The organism is Daejeonella sp. AP26 (assembly GCF_056680515.1).
The window spans coordinates 1,602,924-1,617,187 of sequence record NZ_CM155286.1; the positions used below are offsets into that span (position 1 = coordinate 1,602,924).

General features: G+C 41.9%; 13 protein-coding genes. 6 read left to right on the forward strand and 7 right to left on the reverse strand.

Features of this window, described 5'->3' with window-relative positions:
* Window positions 1–236: 236 nt before the first annotated feature.
* Genes AC1MCB_RS06945 through AC1MCB_RS06955 form a run of 3 tightly spaced genes read right to left on the reverse strand, consistent with a single transcriptional unit; the run spans window position 237 to window position 3,128 of the window.
* The gene (locus AC1MCB_RS06945) at window positions 237–1,640 is read right to left on the reverse strand and encodes an NAD(P)(+) transhydrogenase (Re/Si-specific) subunit beta (protein WP_479968014.1); all 1,404 of its coding nucleotides are present in this window, start codon (window positions 1,638–1,640) and stop codon (window positions 237–239) included.
* 30 nt (window positions 1,641–1,670) lie between these two features.
* Entirely contained in the window at window positions 1,671–1,979 is a 309-nt protein-coding gene (locus AC1MCB_RS06950; RefSeq protein ID WP_479968015.1) for an NAD(P) transhydrogenase subunit alpha part 2, read from the reverse strand.
* A 24-nt stretch (window positions 1,980–2,003) separates the two neighbouring features.
* A complete protein-coding gene (locus AC1MCB_RS06955; RefSeq protein ID WP_479968016.1) occupies window positions 2,004–3,128 on the reverse strand; it encodes an NAD(P) transhydrogenase subunit alpha in 1,125 nt (374 codons plus the stop codon).
* Window positions 3,129–3,325: 197 nt separating this feature from the next.
* On the opposite strand from AC1MCB_RS06955, the gene lepA reads away from it, so the two are divergent.
* On the forward strand, window positions 3,326–5,113 hold the full coding sequence (gene lepA / locus AC1MCB_RS06960; protein WP_479968017.1) for a translation elongation factor 4: 1,788 nt from the start codon (window positions 3,326–3,328) through the stop codon (window positions 5,111–5,113).
* Window positions 5,114–5,199: 86 nt separating this feature from the next.
* Window positions 5,200–6,081 carry a bifunctional 5,10-methylenetetrahydrofolate dehydrogenase/5,10-methenyltetrahydrofolate cyclohydrolase gene (locus AC1MCB_RS06965; protein ID WP_479968018.1) on the forward strand — a complete coding sequence of 294 codons (882 nt, stop codon included), beginning with the start codon at window positions 5,200–5,202 and terminating at the stop codon, window positions 6,079–6,081.
* Window positions 6,082–6,446: 365 nt separating this feature from the next.
* Here the strand turns inward: AC1MCB_RS06965 and AC1MCB_RS06970 are convergent, their stop codons facing one another.
* Window positions 6,447–6,878 (reverse strand): hypothetical protein, encoded by a 432-nt coding sequence (locus AC1MCB_RS06970; RefSeq protein WP_479968019.1) that lies wholly within the window; start codon window positions 6,876–6,878, stop codon window positions 6,447–6,449.
* Window positions 6,875–7,219 (reverse strand): Rieske (2Fe-2S) protein, encoded by a 345-nt coding sequence (locus AC1MCB_RS06975; protein ID WP_479968020.1) that lies wholly within the window; start codon window positions 7,217–7,219, stop codon window positions 6,875–6,877. The genes AC1MCB_RS06970 and AC1MCB_RS06975 overlap by 4 nt, the downstream gene beginning before the upstream one ends.
* Window positions 7,220–7,317: 98 nt before the next feature.
* Here AC1MCB_RS06975 and AC1MCB_RS06980 point away from each other — a divergent pair, with 98 nt between their 5' ends.
* The 4 genes from AC1MCB_RS06980 (at window position 7,318) to AC1MCB_RS06995 (ending at window position 11,161) form a co-directional block, all read left to right on the forward strand.
* Window positions 7,318–7,941: a 7-carboxy-7-deazaguanine synthase QueE gene (locus tag AC1MCB_RS06980; RefSeq protein WP_479968021.1), complete on the forward strand. Its 624-nt coding sequence runs from the start codon at window positions 7,318–7,320 to the stop codon at window positions 7,939–7,941.
* A gap of 45 nt (window positions 7,942–7,986) precedes the next feature.
* Window positions 7,987–8,763, forward strand: a complete 777-nt coding sequence (locus AC1MCB_RS06985; protein ID WP_479968022.1) for a dienelactone hydrolase family protein — start codon at window positions 7,987–7,989, stop codon at window positions 8,761–8,763.
* Between the two features lie 69 nt (window positions 8,764–8,832).
* Window positions 8,833–10,731 (forward strand): OmpA family protein, encoded by a 1,899-nt coding sequence (locus AC1MCB_RS06990; RefSeq protein ID WP_479968023.1) that lies wholly within the window; start codon window positions 8,833–8,835, stop codon window positions 10,729–10,731.
* 1 nt (window position 10,732) lies between these two features.
* Entirely contained in the window at window positions 10,733–11,161 is a 429-nt protein-coding gene (locus AC1MCB_RS06995; RefSeq protein ID WP_479968024.1) for a DUF6526 family protein, read from the forward strand.
* Here AC1MCB_RS06995 and kdsA read toward each other — a convergent pair whose 3' ends face one another.
* Together kdsA and recQ are read right to left on the reverse strand one after the other, a co-directional pair.
* Window positions 11,162–11,989, reverse strand: coding sequence for a 3-deoxy-8-phosphooctulonate synthase (gene kdsA / locus AC1MCB_RS07000; RefSeq protein WP_479968025.1), 828 nt, complete (start codon window positions 11,987–11,989; stop codon window positions 11,162–11,164). It abuts the gene before it with no gap.
* A 57-nt stretch (window positions 11,990–12,046) separates the two neighbouring features.
* Window positions 12,047–14,236 carry a DNA helicase RecQ gene (gene recQ, locus AC1MCB_RS07005; protein ID WP_479968026.1) on the reverse strand — a complete coding sequence of 730 codons (2,190 nt, stop codon included), beginning with the start codon at window positions 14,234–14,236 and terminating at the stop codon, window positions 12,047–12,049.
* Between the last annotated feature and the right edge of the window lie 28 nt (window positions 14,237–14,264).

Sequence of the window (14,264 nt, forward strand, 5' to 3'; positions counted from 1 at the left end):
ACAGCGGAGATAGGTTTGGTTAAACCCGTTGATTGTCTGGGTTCGGCAAGATCAATGGCAAACACTTGAGATAGTAAATTAGAATGCAAATGCAGGATTTACCCATTGGATTAACCAACAGATAAATTTTAAATATCAAATAAGAAAATGATGGCTACCTGGGCAGGTAGCCACGGGAATTAAGTGAGATATTAGCTGAATTAGTACTCTAGTAATAATAAGTTATTACTAGAGTATTACAGGCTTTTGATTTCAGCAACCAATTTCTGTAATACTTCCTTGGCATCGCCAAAAAGCATTGAGGTTTTAGGTTGAAAGAAGAGTTCGTTTTCAATACCTGCGTAACCTGGTTTCATGCTTCGTTTATTTACTATCACCAGCTTCGCTTGTTCAACATCCAGAACGGGCATTCCGTAAATTGGCGACGAGGGATCAGTTTTGGCGGCAGGATTCACAACATCGTTCGCACCAAGAACTAACACCACATCAGTAGAATGGAACTGTTCGTTAGCCTGTTCCATCTCCTGCAGCTTGTCGTAATCAACATCCGCCTCGGCAAGCAGCACGTTCATATGACCGGGCATCCTTCCGGCAACCGGGTGGATCGCATAGGTAACTTCCACCCCTTTATCAGTGAGCACTTTTTCAAGCTCGTGACAAACATGCTGAGCCTGCGCAACCGCTAATCCATATCCGGGAACGATGATCACCTTCTGAGCATAACTCATTACAACAGCCGTATCGTTGATATTGATTTCTTTGAAGTTACCCTGATCTGTGTTACCCCCTTCAATTCCCTTATGATTTCCTCCGAACGAGCCGATCAATACATTACTAAGCGGTCGGTTCATAGCTTTACACATTAGGATAGTTAAGATCGTTCCTGCTGATCCGACCAGGATACCTCCAGTTAGCATAACCGGGTTATCGTATAAAAACCCACCACATGCTGCAGCTACCCCTGTAAAAGAGTTAAGCAGCGAAATGACTACCGGCATGTCGGCACCACCAATTGGCAACACAAAAAAGACACCGTATAGTAAGGAAAGAGCAAACGCTGTGTAGAAAATGAAATTTAAGTTCGCCTGAGGAACAATAATAAAATAGGCAGAAGCCAAAATTATGACCGCAAAGAGCAGGAGATTGAAAATATGCTGTCCGCTAAACGAATAATCTTTTATTCGGCCATTTAGCTTTGCCCACGCGACCATGCTCCCGGAAAATGATATGGCGCCGATAATTAATCCCGCAAAAATAACCAGTAAAGTTACGCTGTTTGCAGATTCGATATTGTGGCTTAGGTGGCCAAACTCAACAACAGAAATAAGAGCGGCACAGGCTCCCCCCATCCCATTAAAAAGACTCACCATTTCGGGCATAGCCGTCATCTTCACTTTTCGGGCAGCCATGGTGCCGGCAACGGTGCCAATAGCCAGACCTGAGAAGATCCAGGCATAGTTGCCAAGTTTCGCCCCTTCTTCCTGGTATAAAAAGATAGTCCCAAAGATCGCGACGCCCATACCGGTGGCTGCAATCAGGTTTCCCTTTCTGGCAGTTTCCGGATGGCTTAACATCTTCAGTCCGACGATGAAAGTTATTGAACCTATTAAATAGCAAATGGTAAGAATACTTATTTCCATATTATATTGATTATCAATCTTTTCAGATGATTACTTCTTCTTTTTAAACATCTCCAGCATCCGGTCCGTAACAACAAAGCCGCCGACCACGTTGAGCGTTCCGAGCACTACAGCAAGAAAGCCCACCATTAAAGCGATGTAGTTGTCCTGCTCGGCCTTTCCCATGACAATGATTGCACCGATGATCACCACGCCGTGGATGGCATTTGCGCCACTCATAAGTGGCGTATGCAACACACTGGGAACCCGACCAATCACTTCTATGCCCAGAAATATACTAAGGATGACAATGTAGATCATCTGCTGATGTATTGTAAACCAATTTAAAAGTTGTTCCATTCTAAGATTCTTATTTAACTATGCTTAACTAAGAGATTGCTTTACCCGCTCATTCATCACTTCGCCTTTATTAGTTATGCAGGCGCCTTTTACCAGATCATCTTCAAAGTTTAGATTGAAAACCCCCTCTTTAGAAATGAGCAACTGCAAAAAGTTCAGGACATTCTTTCCATATAACTTACTCGCATCGGCAGGCATCCCGGCAGCAAGGTTTGAATCTCCTATTATACTTACTTGATTAGAGTTTACGGTCTCGTTATTTTTAGTTTTCGCGGTATTGCCGCCAGTAGAGGCAGCCAGATCTATGATCAGGGCACCGGGTTTCATCTTTTCTAAAATAGCATCAGTTATTAGAATCGGGGCTTTCCGTCCGGGAATCTGAGCGGTAGTAATGATCACATCGGCCTTTACCGCTTCATCGGCTATCCGTTGCTGCTGCTTTTGTTTGTACTCGTCTGTTTGTTCTACAGCATACCCACCGGCAGCGGATGCATCAGCCGCCCCTTCTACTTCGATAAATTTAGCGCCAAGGCTCATCACCTCTTCTTTTACGCTCGGACGGGTGTCAAACACTTGAACAACTGCGCCTAAACGACGAGCCGTCGCGATAGCCTGTAAACCCGCTACCCCTGCTCCCAGGATCAAAACTTTGGCGGGGGTTACACTACCAGCCGCTGTCATGAACATGGGGAAATACTTCGGTAGATGCAGGGCGGCCATTAATACCGCGCGATAGCCGGCAATATTAGCTTGCGAACTCAATACATCCATACTCTGCGCCCTGGTTGTTCGGGGCAGCATATCCAGGCTAAACACCGTCGAGTGACTAGATGTCCATTGGTTAATAAGGGCATTCTGAGAAAGAGGATTAAACATTCCAACCACTATTGCATCTTTTTTGAGAATCGCCATCTCTTCTGCAGATAAAGGATGGATACACAGAATTATATCGCTTGTCTGTAATACATCCTCCCGGGAAGCAATTAAGGCATCAACTTTCAGATATTCATCATCAGAAGCGAAGGCTTTCAGCCCACTACCTTTTTCAATAAGGATCGTAATATCTTGCTTTCTTAACGGGATAACATGCTCCGGCAATAAAGATACCCTAGATTCAAACGCTGGTTCGTGCAGAATTCCGACTGTCATGTATTGTATTTAAATGGTGTGGTGGCCTAAATTAATAAAAAGAACTTAAGTTAAATTGCTGTACGCGTTTATTAGTCGAAAAGTGATTAGAGTCATTTAAGCCGCTGTGCATTCGATTTTTTCGTACTTTTTAAAAGATTTTCCGGTAACGGTTTTATCCAAATTTTATGCAGTCAAAAAACTATCTTTGCGGCTGAATGAAGCATATACGTAACTTTTGCATTATAGCACACATCGATCACGGGAAGAGTACATTAGCTGATCGCTTGTTAGAATATACCAATACTATTTCATCGCGTGAAGCTCAGGCTCAGCTGCTTGACAATATGGACCTGGAACGCGAACGGGGCATTACTATAAAAAGTCATGCTATCCAGATGGATTATGAGCTGGATGGTCAGAAGTATATTTTCAACCTGATCGATACTCCCGGTCACGTTGACTTTTCATATGAAGTTTCCCGGTCTATTGCCGCATGCGAAGGCGCTTTATTGATTGTAGATGCATCGCAAGGAATACAGGCTCAAACGATCTCTAACTTATACCTGGCATTGGAACATGATCTGGAGATCATCCCGATCTTGAATAAGATGGATCTTCCGGGAGCTATGCCTGAAGAGGTAAAAGATCAGATCATTGAGCTGATTGGCTGCAAGCGTGAAGATATTATCGCTGCATCCGGAAAAACCGGCCAGGGTGTTCATGATATCCTTGAGGCAATCGTTCACCGGGTACCGGCACCAAAGGGAAATCCCGATGGAGAACTACAGGCGCTGATCTTTGATTCTGTTTTTGACTCGTTTCGCGGAATTGTAGCCTATTTTAAGGTGCTTAACGGTGAGATCCGCAAAAAAGATAAAGTAAAGTTTGTTGCAACCGATAAAGAATATATTGCCGAAGAAGTTGGCACACTAAAACTAAAGCAATCTCCCCGAGATGTAATTAAAACCGGTGACGTTGGTTATATAATTTCGGGTATTAAAGAAGCCCGGGAGGTAAAGGTTGGTGATACCATTACCCATAAGGACAGGCCAAGTAAAGAAGCTATTAAAGGCTTTGAAGAGGTTAAGCCTATGGTATTTGCGGGTATTTACCCCGTTGACACCGATGAGTTTGAAGAGTTGCGTGAAGCGATGCATAAACTGCAGTTGAACGATGCTTCGATTGTTTTCGAACCGGAGTCATCAGCAGCATTAGGTTTCGGTTTCCGTTGCGGATTCCTGGGAATGCTCCATATGGAAATCATACAGGAACGTCTTGAAAGGGAATTTGATATGACGGTGATTACTACCGTTCCTAACGTTTCATACAAGGCATTCACTACCAAGGGTGGTGGAATTGATGTGCACAACCCCTCAGATCTACCTGATCCGAGTAAGCTGGAACATGTTGAAGAGCCTTATATTAAGGCCAATATTATCACTAAATCTGAGTTTGTCGGCCCAGTGATGTCACTGTGTATCCAAAAACGAGGAACCATAGTTAACCAGTCATACTTGACCTCGGACAGGGTGGAATTAGTATTTGAGATGCCTATGGGCGAGATCGTTTTTGACTTTTACGACCGTCTGAAAACTATATCGAAAGGTTATGCTTCTTTTGACTATCACCAGATCGGTTACCGACAATCTGACCTCGTTCGCCTAGATATTCTATTAAACGGTGAGCACGTGGATGCTTTATCGTCGCTGATCCATAGAAGTAATTCTTATGATTTCGGCAAAAGGATCTGTGAAAAGTTGCGCGAACTTATTCCCCGTCAGCAGTTTGAGATTATCATTCAGGCTTCTATCGGTGCGAAGATCATCGCCCGTGAAACCGTAAAGGCATTGCGTAAAGATGTTACGGCAAAATGTTACGGCGGTGATATCTCCAGGAAACGCAAGCTTTTAGAAAAGCAGAAAAAAGGTAAAAAGCGAATGCGCCAGGTTGGAAACGTAGAGATTCCTCAATCGGCGTTTATGGCGGTTTTAAAATTGGATTGATGCTTATAGTATCAGGTATCTATTATAAAGTAGCAGGACAAAGCGGCTATGATACCTGATACTTTATACTTACTACTTGATACCCTATGCAATTACTCGACGGAAAATACGTATCGGAGAAGATTAAACAGAAAATAGCAATTGAAGCAGCAGAGATCCTTGTCAGCAGGGGTCGGAAGGCGCATTTGGTTGCTATTTTGGTTGGAAATGATGGTGGCAGTGAAACCTATGTTGCCAGCAAGATGAAAAATTGTGAGAAGGTAGGTTTCAAATCTTCGCTTTTCCGGTATGATAACAGCGTTTCAGAGGCTGAGTTACTGGCCAAGATTGAGGAGATAAACCAGGATCAGGAGGTGGACGGTTTGATCGTTCAGTTGCCCCTTCCTAAACATATAGATCCTGAGAAAGTAACTGAAACTATTGATCACCGAAAAGATGTGGACGGCTTCCATCCTATCAACCTGGGCCGGATGATGCGGAACCTTCCTTGTTTCATTCCTGCAACTCCCTATGGGATCTTACTGATGCTTCAGGAATATAATATTGAAACGTCGGGCAAACATTGTGTGGTAGTTGGCCGAAGCAATATTGTAGGAAGCCCGATGAGTATCCTGATGGCCAGAAATGCAACCCCTGGTAACTGCACGGTTACGTTGACTCACAGCAAGACAAAAGATTTGCGGGAGCAGGTTCTTCAGGCCGACATTATTGTTGCGGCTATCGGCAAAAAGAACTTTATTACCGCTGATATGGTTAAGACCGGTGCAATTGTGATTGATGTCGGAATTAATCGGGAAGTGTCAGCGAAAACAAAGTCAGGCTATAAGTTATACGGCGACGTAGATTTTGAAGGCGTGGCGCCAAAAGCTTCATGGATTACACCAGTTCCGGGAGGTGTAGGTTTAATGACAATTGTTGGACTTTTAAAAAACACCTTAGCTTCCGCAAAGAAAGAAATTTATAATTAGTGTACGGATGCATTTTAAATCTATTACGTAATGATTTTCTTTGATAAAGGAAATCAACGAAATGGCTTCAGAGGAAACAACACTCGATGTTTAAGAAAGTAAGGCCACTGTTGCGAAACAAAAGATAGAACTCCTTGCCGGAATATAAATATCGCAGAGAACTCAGCTTTTACAGTGAGTGGGGCATTTGGCGAATCGTAGAGTTTATGACTTTGAAGATGGGCTGCAGTATTATGCGGCTCTCGAAAGTGGTTGTAGCTGTATTATCACAGAAGACGGTAAGGAAGCTCTGAGCAGCAAGGAATTTCTAATAAAACATTTGGCAAAATAGGTTGCAGCGGTGAACTTATTTTCCGTCAGCAATCTTATAACATGTACTTTTCTGGGATTACTAAGCCTTCTTTCTCGAAACTCCAGATTACAGACGTTATGAGCCATCTGCCCTCGATACAGATGTACTGAATGAAGCTGACCCCTCGTTTCCAATTGGGCGTATCTTTTATGAAACTGTACTCAAATACACTAATGCGCTGGGCCATTGTTCCAAAAATCTCTGTTTTGTCGGATATTTCTTGCTGTACAAAATAATCCGCCTCCCCAGTTTCAATCTCCGCCATGATCGCATGGCCGAAAGTTTGAAGGGTAAAGTCTAATGGTTTTTCCAGGTTATTATTAATCAGCTTGCCTGAACCATAAAAAAGTTCTTTAAGCTGGTCGAAATTGGGGTAATGTTCGGTGCTAAAGCAAAGGCTTTGATAAAAGTGTTCCGTTAAATGATCAATTTCCTGTGTAATCATATCTTAAAGATATTTTTAATGAACGCCCATTTTTCTTTTAGACCAATATAAAGGCCATCTTCACGTTGCTCAACCGGATAAATATTTATGTAATCGCCCTGTCCGGGGGAACCCCGACCTGTACTAAGATCATACTCATAACGGTGAAAAGCGCAAATGAGTTTTTTATCTTTACAAAAACCCTGGCTCAGATCAGCGCCGGCATGAGGGCATTTACTTTGAGTCGCAAAAAACTCATCATCAACTTTTACCACACATATTTTCTTACCCTCTACCTTAATGAGCCGAATAAAGTTTTCCGAATTATAGACGTCATTTGGCAAAATCTTTATCCAGTTCATTTATTAAAGTAATTTGTTCTCGTCACCTGTGTGTCGCAATGCACATTAAGCATCTCTCCGTCCTATAATCTGAGTATATTTGCAGCCTAATTTACAAAATGGCACATCAAATACCATCCGACGGAACACTATTACCTTTAATGGAAGAATTTTACACCATTCAGGGTGAAGGATACCACTCGGGAAAAGCGGCTTACTTTATCAGACTGGGTGGCTGCGATGTAGGCTGTCACTGGTGTGACGTGAAAGAAAGCTGGAATGCTGAGCTGCATCCCTTAACGCATGCCGATACAATCATTGAGAATGCTTCTGTGCATCCGGGTAAAGCGGTTGTTATCACTGGTGGCGAGCCACTGATCTATAACCTAGATTACTTGACCCGGGGGCTGCAGGCCCGGGGTATAAAGACTTTTATAGAAACATCCGGAGCATACCCACTTTCGGGGAGCTGGGACTGGATTTGCCTGTCTCCTAAAAAATTTAAGGGACCCAAGCCCGAAGTAAGTTTGGAGGCTGGCGAACTTAAGGTTATCGTTTTTAACAAAAGCGATTTTGCCTGGGCAGAAGAACATGCGCAACTTGTTTCAGAAAACTGCAAACTTTACCTGCAACCTGAGTGGTCAAAGGCAACAATTATCACTCCGTTGATTATTGATTATGTAAAGCAAAACCCTAAGTGGGAAATCTCTCTTCAGACGCATAAATACCTTAACATTCCCTGATATTGGCCAGATGTGCTATATTTAGGTAAATAATGCACATTATCCATGAGAGCGCTCAAGTTTTTCACCATACTAGTCATTACTTTGTTGTTTAACGATATTGTAATAGGTCAGCAGAAGGCAGTTAGCTACGTTGACGGGAACTTCAAACTGCAGGGATATTTGTCTAAAGCAAAAGCTTCGAAAGACAAAATTCCAGGGATAATTATTATTCCGGCCTGGTTTGGACTAACTGATCATGAAAAAGAGGCTGCCAATAAGCTTGCCCTACTTGGTTATCACGCGTTAGCTGCTGATATCTACGGTCCCGGCAATACTCCCAAAACTCCGCAAGAAGCAGGAGAAAAAGCAAATTATTATAAAGCTAATTTCAATGTTTTTCAGTCCCGGATTAGGGCGGCAATCAGGGAAATTATTAAACAAGGTGCCGATCCGGCACAGCTTGTAGTTATGGGTTATTGTTTTGGCGGCACCGGGGCGCTGGAAGCTGCCCGGGGCGATTTGCCAGTGAAAGGTGTTGTTTCGTTTCATGGCGGATTGGGTAAAGATCCAAAAAGAAGTAATACTATAATAAAACCCGCTGTCTTGGTACTTCATGGTGCCGATGATCCCTATGTTCCTGCAGCTGACATCACCAGGTTCCAGCAAGAAATGAGGGAAGGAAAGGCCGATTGGCAAATGATCTATTACGCCGATGCTGTTCACGCCTTCACCGAGAAAAACGCCGGCAATGATAATTCAAAGGGTGCGGCTTACAATGAGAAAGCAGATAAACGTTCATGGGGACATATGAATCTGTTTTTAAAACAGCTATTCATGTAACACATTATTCATGGATACGTACAGTGTGCAAGTCTCTTAACAACATCTTCAGCAAAATGCTTTAACCTTGTGAAAAAACTCCTGTTCTTTATATTGCTAAGCCTGGCAAACTTTGCCTACGCACAGAAAAAAAATTTCTCAGAAAACAAGCAGGCTCAAAAAGCTTATGAACTGGCGAGCCAATCTATTTCTTATAAATTTTATGACAAGGCTATTGAGCAGCTAAAACATGCTATATCTTTTGACTCTAAGTTTATTGCTGCTCATCAACAATTGGGGGACGTATACAGGAAGGTTTCAGATTATAAAAGTGCTAAGCTTAGCTACCAGAAAGTCTTAGACCTAAATCCAGAATTTCTACCCCTCACCTACTTTGGTTTGGGAGAAAGTGACTTAAACACCGGTGACTACGCAAATGCACTGAAGCATCTGCAAAAATACGCTACCTATCCTCTGCAGGTAACAAGCAAAAAACTCGTTGAAAAATTAATCAAAGACAGTCAGTATAGTCTGGAAGCTATTAAAAACCCAGTCAATTTTCAGCCACGGAACATGGGTGAAGCGATAAATACGAAAGAGCAGGAATATTTACCAGTTTTAACCGCAGATGAACAGCTATTAATTTTTACACGCCAGGCAAATAGAAACGAGGACTTTTATAAAAGTATTCAGACGGATAGCAGCTGGTCGCCTGCAGAGCCATTAAGTGAGGCTATCAATACTAAAATCTACAATGAAGGGGCTCAGTGCATCTCTCCGGACGGCATGTATATGTTCTTTACAGGATGTAACCGGCCGGATGGACTTGGTAGATGTGATATTTATTTATCCAAGAGAGAAGGGAAAAACTGGAGTGCGCCATTTAATATCGGTGGCCCGGTAAATACACCGGGCTGGGAATCGCAGCCTTCGTTAACAGCAGATGGAAAAACGTTGTATTTTGTGAGTACAAGATCCGGAGGACAAGGTGGCTATGACATATGGAAGTCTGACTTAAAAGACGACGGATCGTGGACGTACCCTGCCAACTTAGGACCAACGATAAATACTCCTTATGATGAGCAATCACCATTCATCCATACTGACGGTCAGACATTGTATTTCTCGTCTAATGGTTGGCCAGGGCTTGGAAATAAAGATCTTTTTATCAGCAGGAAAGATTCGGCTAATAAGGGCTGGAGCACACCCCAAAACCTGGGTTACCCAATAAATACTTTTGGAGAGGAAAGTGGCTTGACGATTAGCAGCGATGGTAAGACGGCTTTTTTTGCTTCGGATCAAAAAGGAGGATACGGCGGATTAGACATTTACTCTTTTGAAGTTCCTACTTTATTGCGCCCTGGTAAAGTAACCTATGTAAAGGGAGTTGTCTTTGATGCTGACAGTAAAGAAATGCTAAATGGAAAAATTCAAATTATCAATTTGAATACCGACCAGGTAGTTTATGATGATATATCGGATCTTGAAACCGGAGAGTTCCTGGCGACGATGACCATCGGCAAAAAATTTGGCTTAAACGTTTCTAAAGATGGGTATCTGTTTTATTCGAAAAATTTTACTTTGGATAGTGAACTGGGAGATAAGCCTTTTAACATTAGAGTTCCGCTGCAAAAAATCAAGGTAGGTGGTTCTGTGGTGCTCAACAATATCTTTTTCGATTTCAACAGGTTTGATCTGCTAGCGGAATCGAAAGTAGAACTGCAACAGCTAATTCAATTTTTAAACTCCAATCCGAAAATATCTATCGAAATTAGCGGGCATACGGACAATGTAGGTGATGATAAATCTAATCTTACATTATCTGAGAATAGAGCAAAGACAGTTTACAACTTCTTAATCGCAAATAAAATTCCGGCTAATCGTTTAAGTTATAAAGGGTATGGCGAGACCAAACCTATAGCAGAAAACAATACAGAAGACGGCCGTAAAAATAATCGACGCACTGAATTTAAGATCACCAAAAATTAATATGGAACAAAACTTTAAAAATCATTCCCGAATTGTAAAACCTTACCATGTACTTTTATTCTTATTGCTGATCGCTGGTCTGATAGGGTCGGTGGTCAATTTAACAATGTCGTATAATACAGATCATGTGTATTCCGCCAGCCTCTTGCTGCTATTATTCGTTATTTGCCTGTTGATAACCTGGTATGCAAGGGCTTTTCCACTTAAGGCACAAGACAGAGCTATCCGTGCGGAGGAGAGCTTAAGGTATTATATAATGACTGGTAAACCGCTTCCCCAAAATTTGAGAATGGATCAAATAATAGCTCTTCGGTTCGCTTCAGATGATGAATTAGCGAAACTAATTGAAAGATCTCTTCAAGAAAACCTTAGTTCAAAAGAGATTAAAATGGCTATTAAAATGTGGAAATCAGACCATTATAGAGTTTAATTATAAGATCGCTTCGCGAACGCGAATCAACTTAATTAATAGCTGTTCCAATTTATCTAAGGGGAGCATGTTGGCACCGTCTGACTTAGCATTTGATGGGTCAGGGTGGGTTTCCATAAACAGACCGTCAGCACCAACAGCTATTGCAGCCTTTGCTATGGTTTCAATCAACCCGGGCTTACCACCAGTAACTCCACTTGGTTGATTAGGCTGCTGGAGCGAATGGGTGCAGTCCATCACTACCGGCACGTTGAATGAGCGCATTTCGGGAATACCACGATAATCAACAATTATATCCTGATATCCAAAAGTATTTCCGCGATCAGTTAGAATGACATTTGGGTTTCCGGACTCAATTATTTTGTCGACGGCAAACTTCATCGCGCCTGCTGATAAAAACTGACCCTTCTTTACGTTTATGGTTTTGCCTGTTTTGGCAGCTGCGACCAAAAGGTCGGTTTGCCTACATAAAAAAGCCGGTATTTGAAGCACATCAACATATAGAGCGGCTATAGCTGCCTCCGAACTTTCGTGGATATCTGTTACTACCGGCACATCAAATTCACTACCTACTCTGGCTAGAATTTTAAGTGCTTTTTCATCTCCAATACCTGTAAACGAATCAAGTCTTGAGCGATTAGCCTTCCGGTAAGATCCCTTGAAGATCAGGGGTATTTGAAGATTATCTGTAATTACTTTGATTCGTTCGGCAATCCGCAAAGCAATATCTTCCCCCTCAATAACGCATGGACCGGCCATTAAAAAGAAATTATTGCTGTCCGTGTGTTTAATTTTCGAGATGTTGTTGATTATGCTGCTTGCGGTCATATAGGATTAGATTAATAGGATTATGAATAGATGGCTCGGGCGTTAAAATGCCCTCAATTAGTTTCCTAATTCTGATAAGAATTTGATCCTCATAAGTTGCAATTCCTCCCGCGAATAATCTTCATCGCCAAGCTCTGATAAAGCTGCATCAATTGAGTCGACTTCCGAAGCTCTGAAATAGTCATAAACTTCCTCCTGCCTGTCTTCATCAATCATATCATCTATGTAATAATTCAGGTTTAATTTAGTACCCGAATTTACAATAGTCTCTACCTCTTTAATAATCTCTTCGTAAGACATGCCTTTTGACGAGGCAATATCTTCCAGCGCAATCTGACGATCTATATTTTGAATAATGGAGACTTTAAGAGCCGATTTATTTGCAGCTGATTTGATAACCAGATCTACAGGCCGGTCAATGTCGTTTTCCTCAACATAGAATTTGATCAACTCTACAAAGGGTTTCCCAAATTTTAATGCCTTGCCTGCTCCCACTCCATGTATTTGTTTTAATTCATCAATAGAGATTGGGTAATGAGTACACATTTCTTCCAGAGAAGGATCCTGGAAAATTACAAACGGAGGAAGATTGTGTTGCTTTGCAATCTTCTTCCGAAGGTCATTCAACATCATTAGCAAATGGGTATCTAACACCCCTACCTGAAGCCCTGACCTTTCACTATCATCCTCGGGTGACTGAATTGGAGTATTGAGAATGAATTTAACGTTATGCGGGGACTGAATAAACGCTTTTCCAGATCTAGTTAACTTCAGTAATCCGTAGTTATCTACGTCTTTAAAAACAAAATTGTTAAGGACCGCCTGTCGCATTAAAGATTTCCATAAAATCTCGCCGCTATCTCTACCGGATCCAAAAATTGGAAGTTTATCGTGTCCGTATGAGGAAATCTGAGCATTGTCTACGCCCATCATAATGTTAATGATGTGTTGATCATCGAACTTCTCACCGAAATCTTCAATCAATTTGAGCACCTGTTGTAAGGGCTCCTCAGCGGCGAAAAATTTCTTATTTGGGTTACGGCAGTTGTCACACATGTTATTACAGCCTGCTTCGTTGAAATTTTCACCGAAGTAATGTAAGATCTGCTTACGCCGACAAACTGAGGATTCCGAATAGTCAATAACTTCCTTTAGTATCTGTGTGCCTATTTCTCGTTCGGAAACAGGCTTGTCTTTCATAAATTTTGTAAGCTTATCTATATCTTTTTGAGAGTAGAAAGCAACACAAACACCTTCCCCACCATCACGGCCAGCTCTACCAGTTTCCTGATAGTAACCTTCCATACTTTTCGGGATATCGTGATGAATTACGTAACGTACGTCGGGCTTATCTATTCCCATTCCAAAAGCGATAGTAGCAACAATTACATCTACATCTTCCATCAGAAAGTTATCCTGCGTTTCAGCTCTTGTTTTAGGATCTAAGCCGGCATGATAAGGCAAGGCTTTTATACCGTTCAATCTTAAGGCTTCCGCTACCTCTTCCACCTTTTTTCTGCTGAGGCAATATATAATGCCGGTTTTCCCCTCCTGAGACTTTACATACCGAATGATCTCTTTCAGTACATCCCGCTTTGCTCTTACTTCATAAAATAAATTGGCCCGGTTGAAGGATGATTTGAACAACACCGCATTGGTCATCTGAAGATTTTTCTGAATATCCTGCTGTACCTTAGGGGTGGCAGTTGCAGTTAAAGCAATAATAGGAATATTATCACCTATGTTATTAATCACCTGCCGTATCCGTCTATACTCAGGTCTGAAATCGTGACCCCACTCTGATATACAGTGAGCCTCATCAACGGCTACAAATGATACCGTGATGCCTTGTAAAAATTCTATGTTTTCTGCCTTAGTAAGTGATTCCGGCGCTACATATAGCAATTTGGTTTCGCCGTTAGTTACATCCTGTTTCACCTTGGCAATCTCTGCTTTATTAAGGGATGAATTTAAGAAGTGTGCAATGCTCTCTGTGCCGCCAAATGCCCTGAGCTGATCTACCTGATTCTTCATTAATGCGATGAGCGGTGAAATTACTATAGCGGTGCCTTCACTCATCAATGCTGGTAATTGATAACATATAGATTTGCCACCGCCGGTAGGCATAATTACAAAAGTATCCTTCTTTTGAAGAATGCTGGTGATAATCGCCTCCTGGTCGCCTTTAAAATTATCAAAGCCAAAGAAATTCTGTAAATTGTCAAATAATGATTTATTGATCTCCATTTTTGTTCTGGAACGTGTGGGAAAGGGT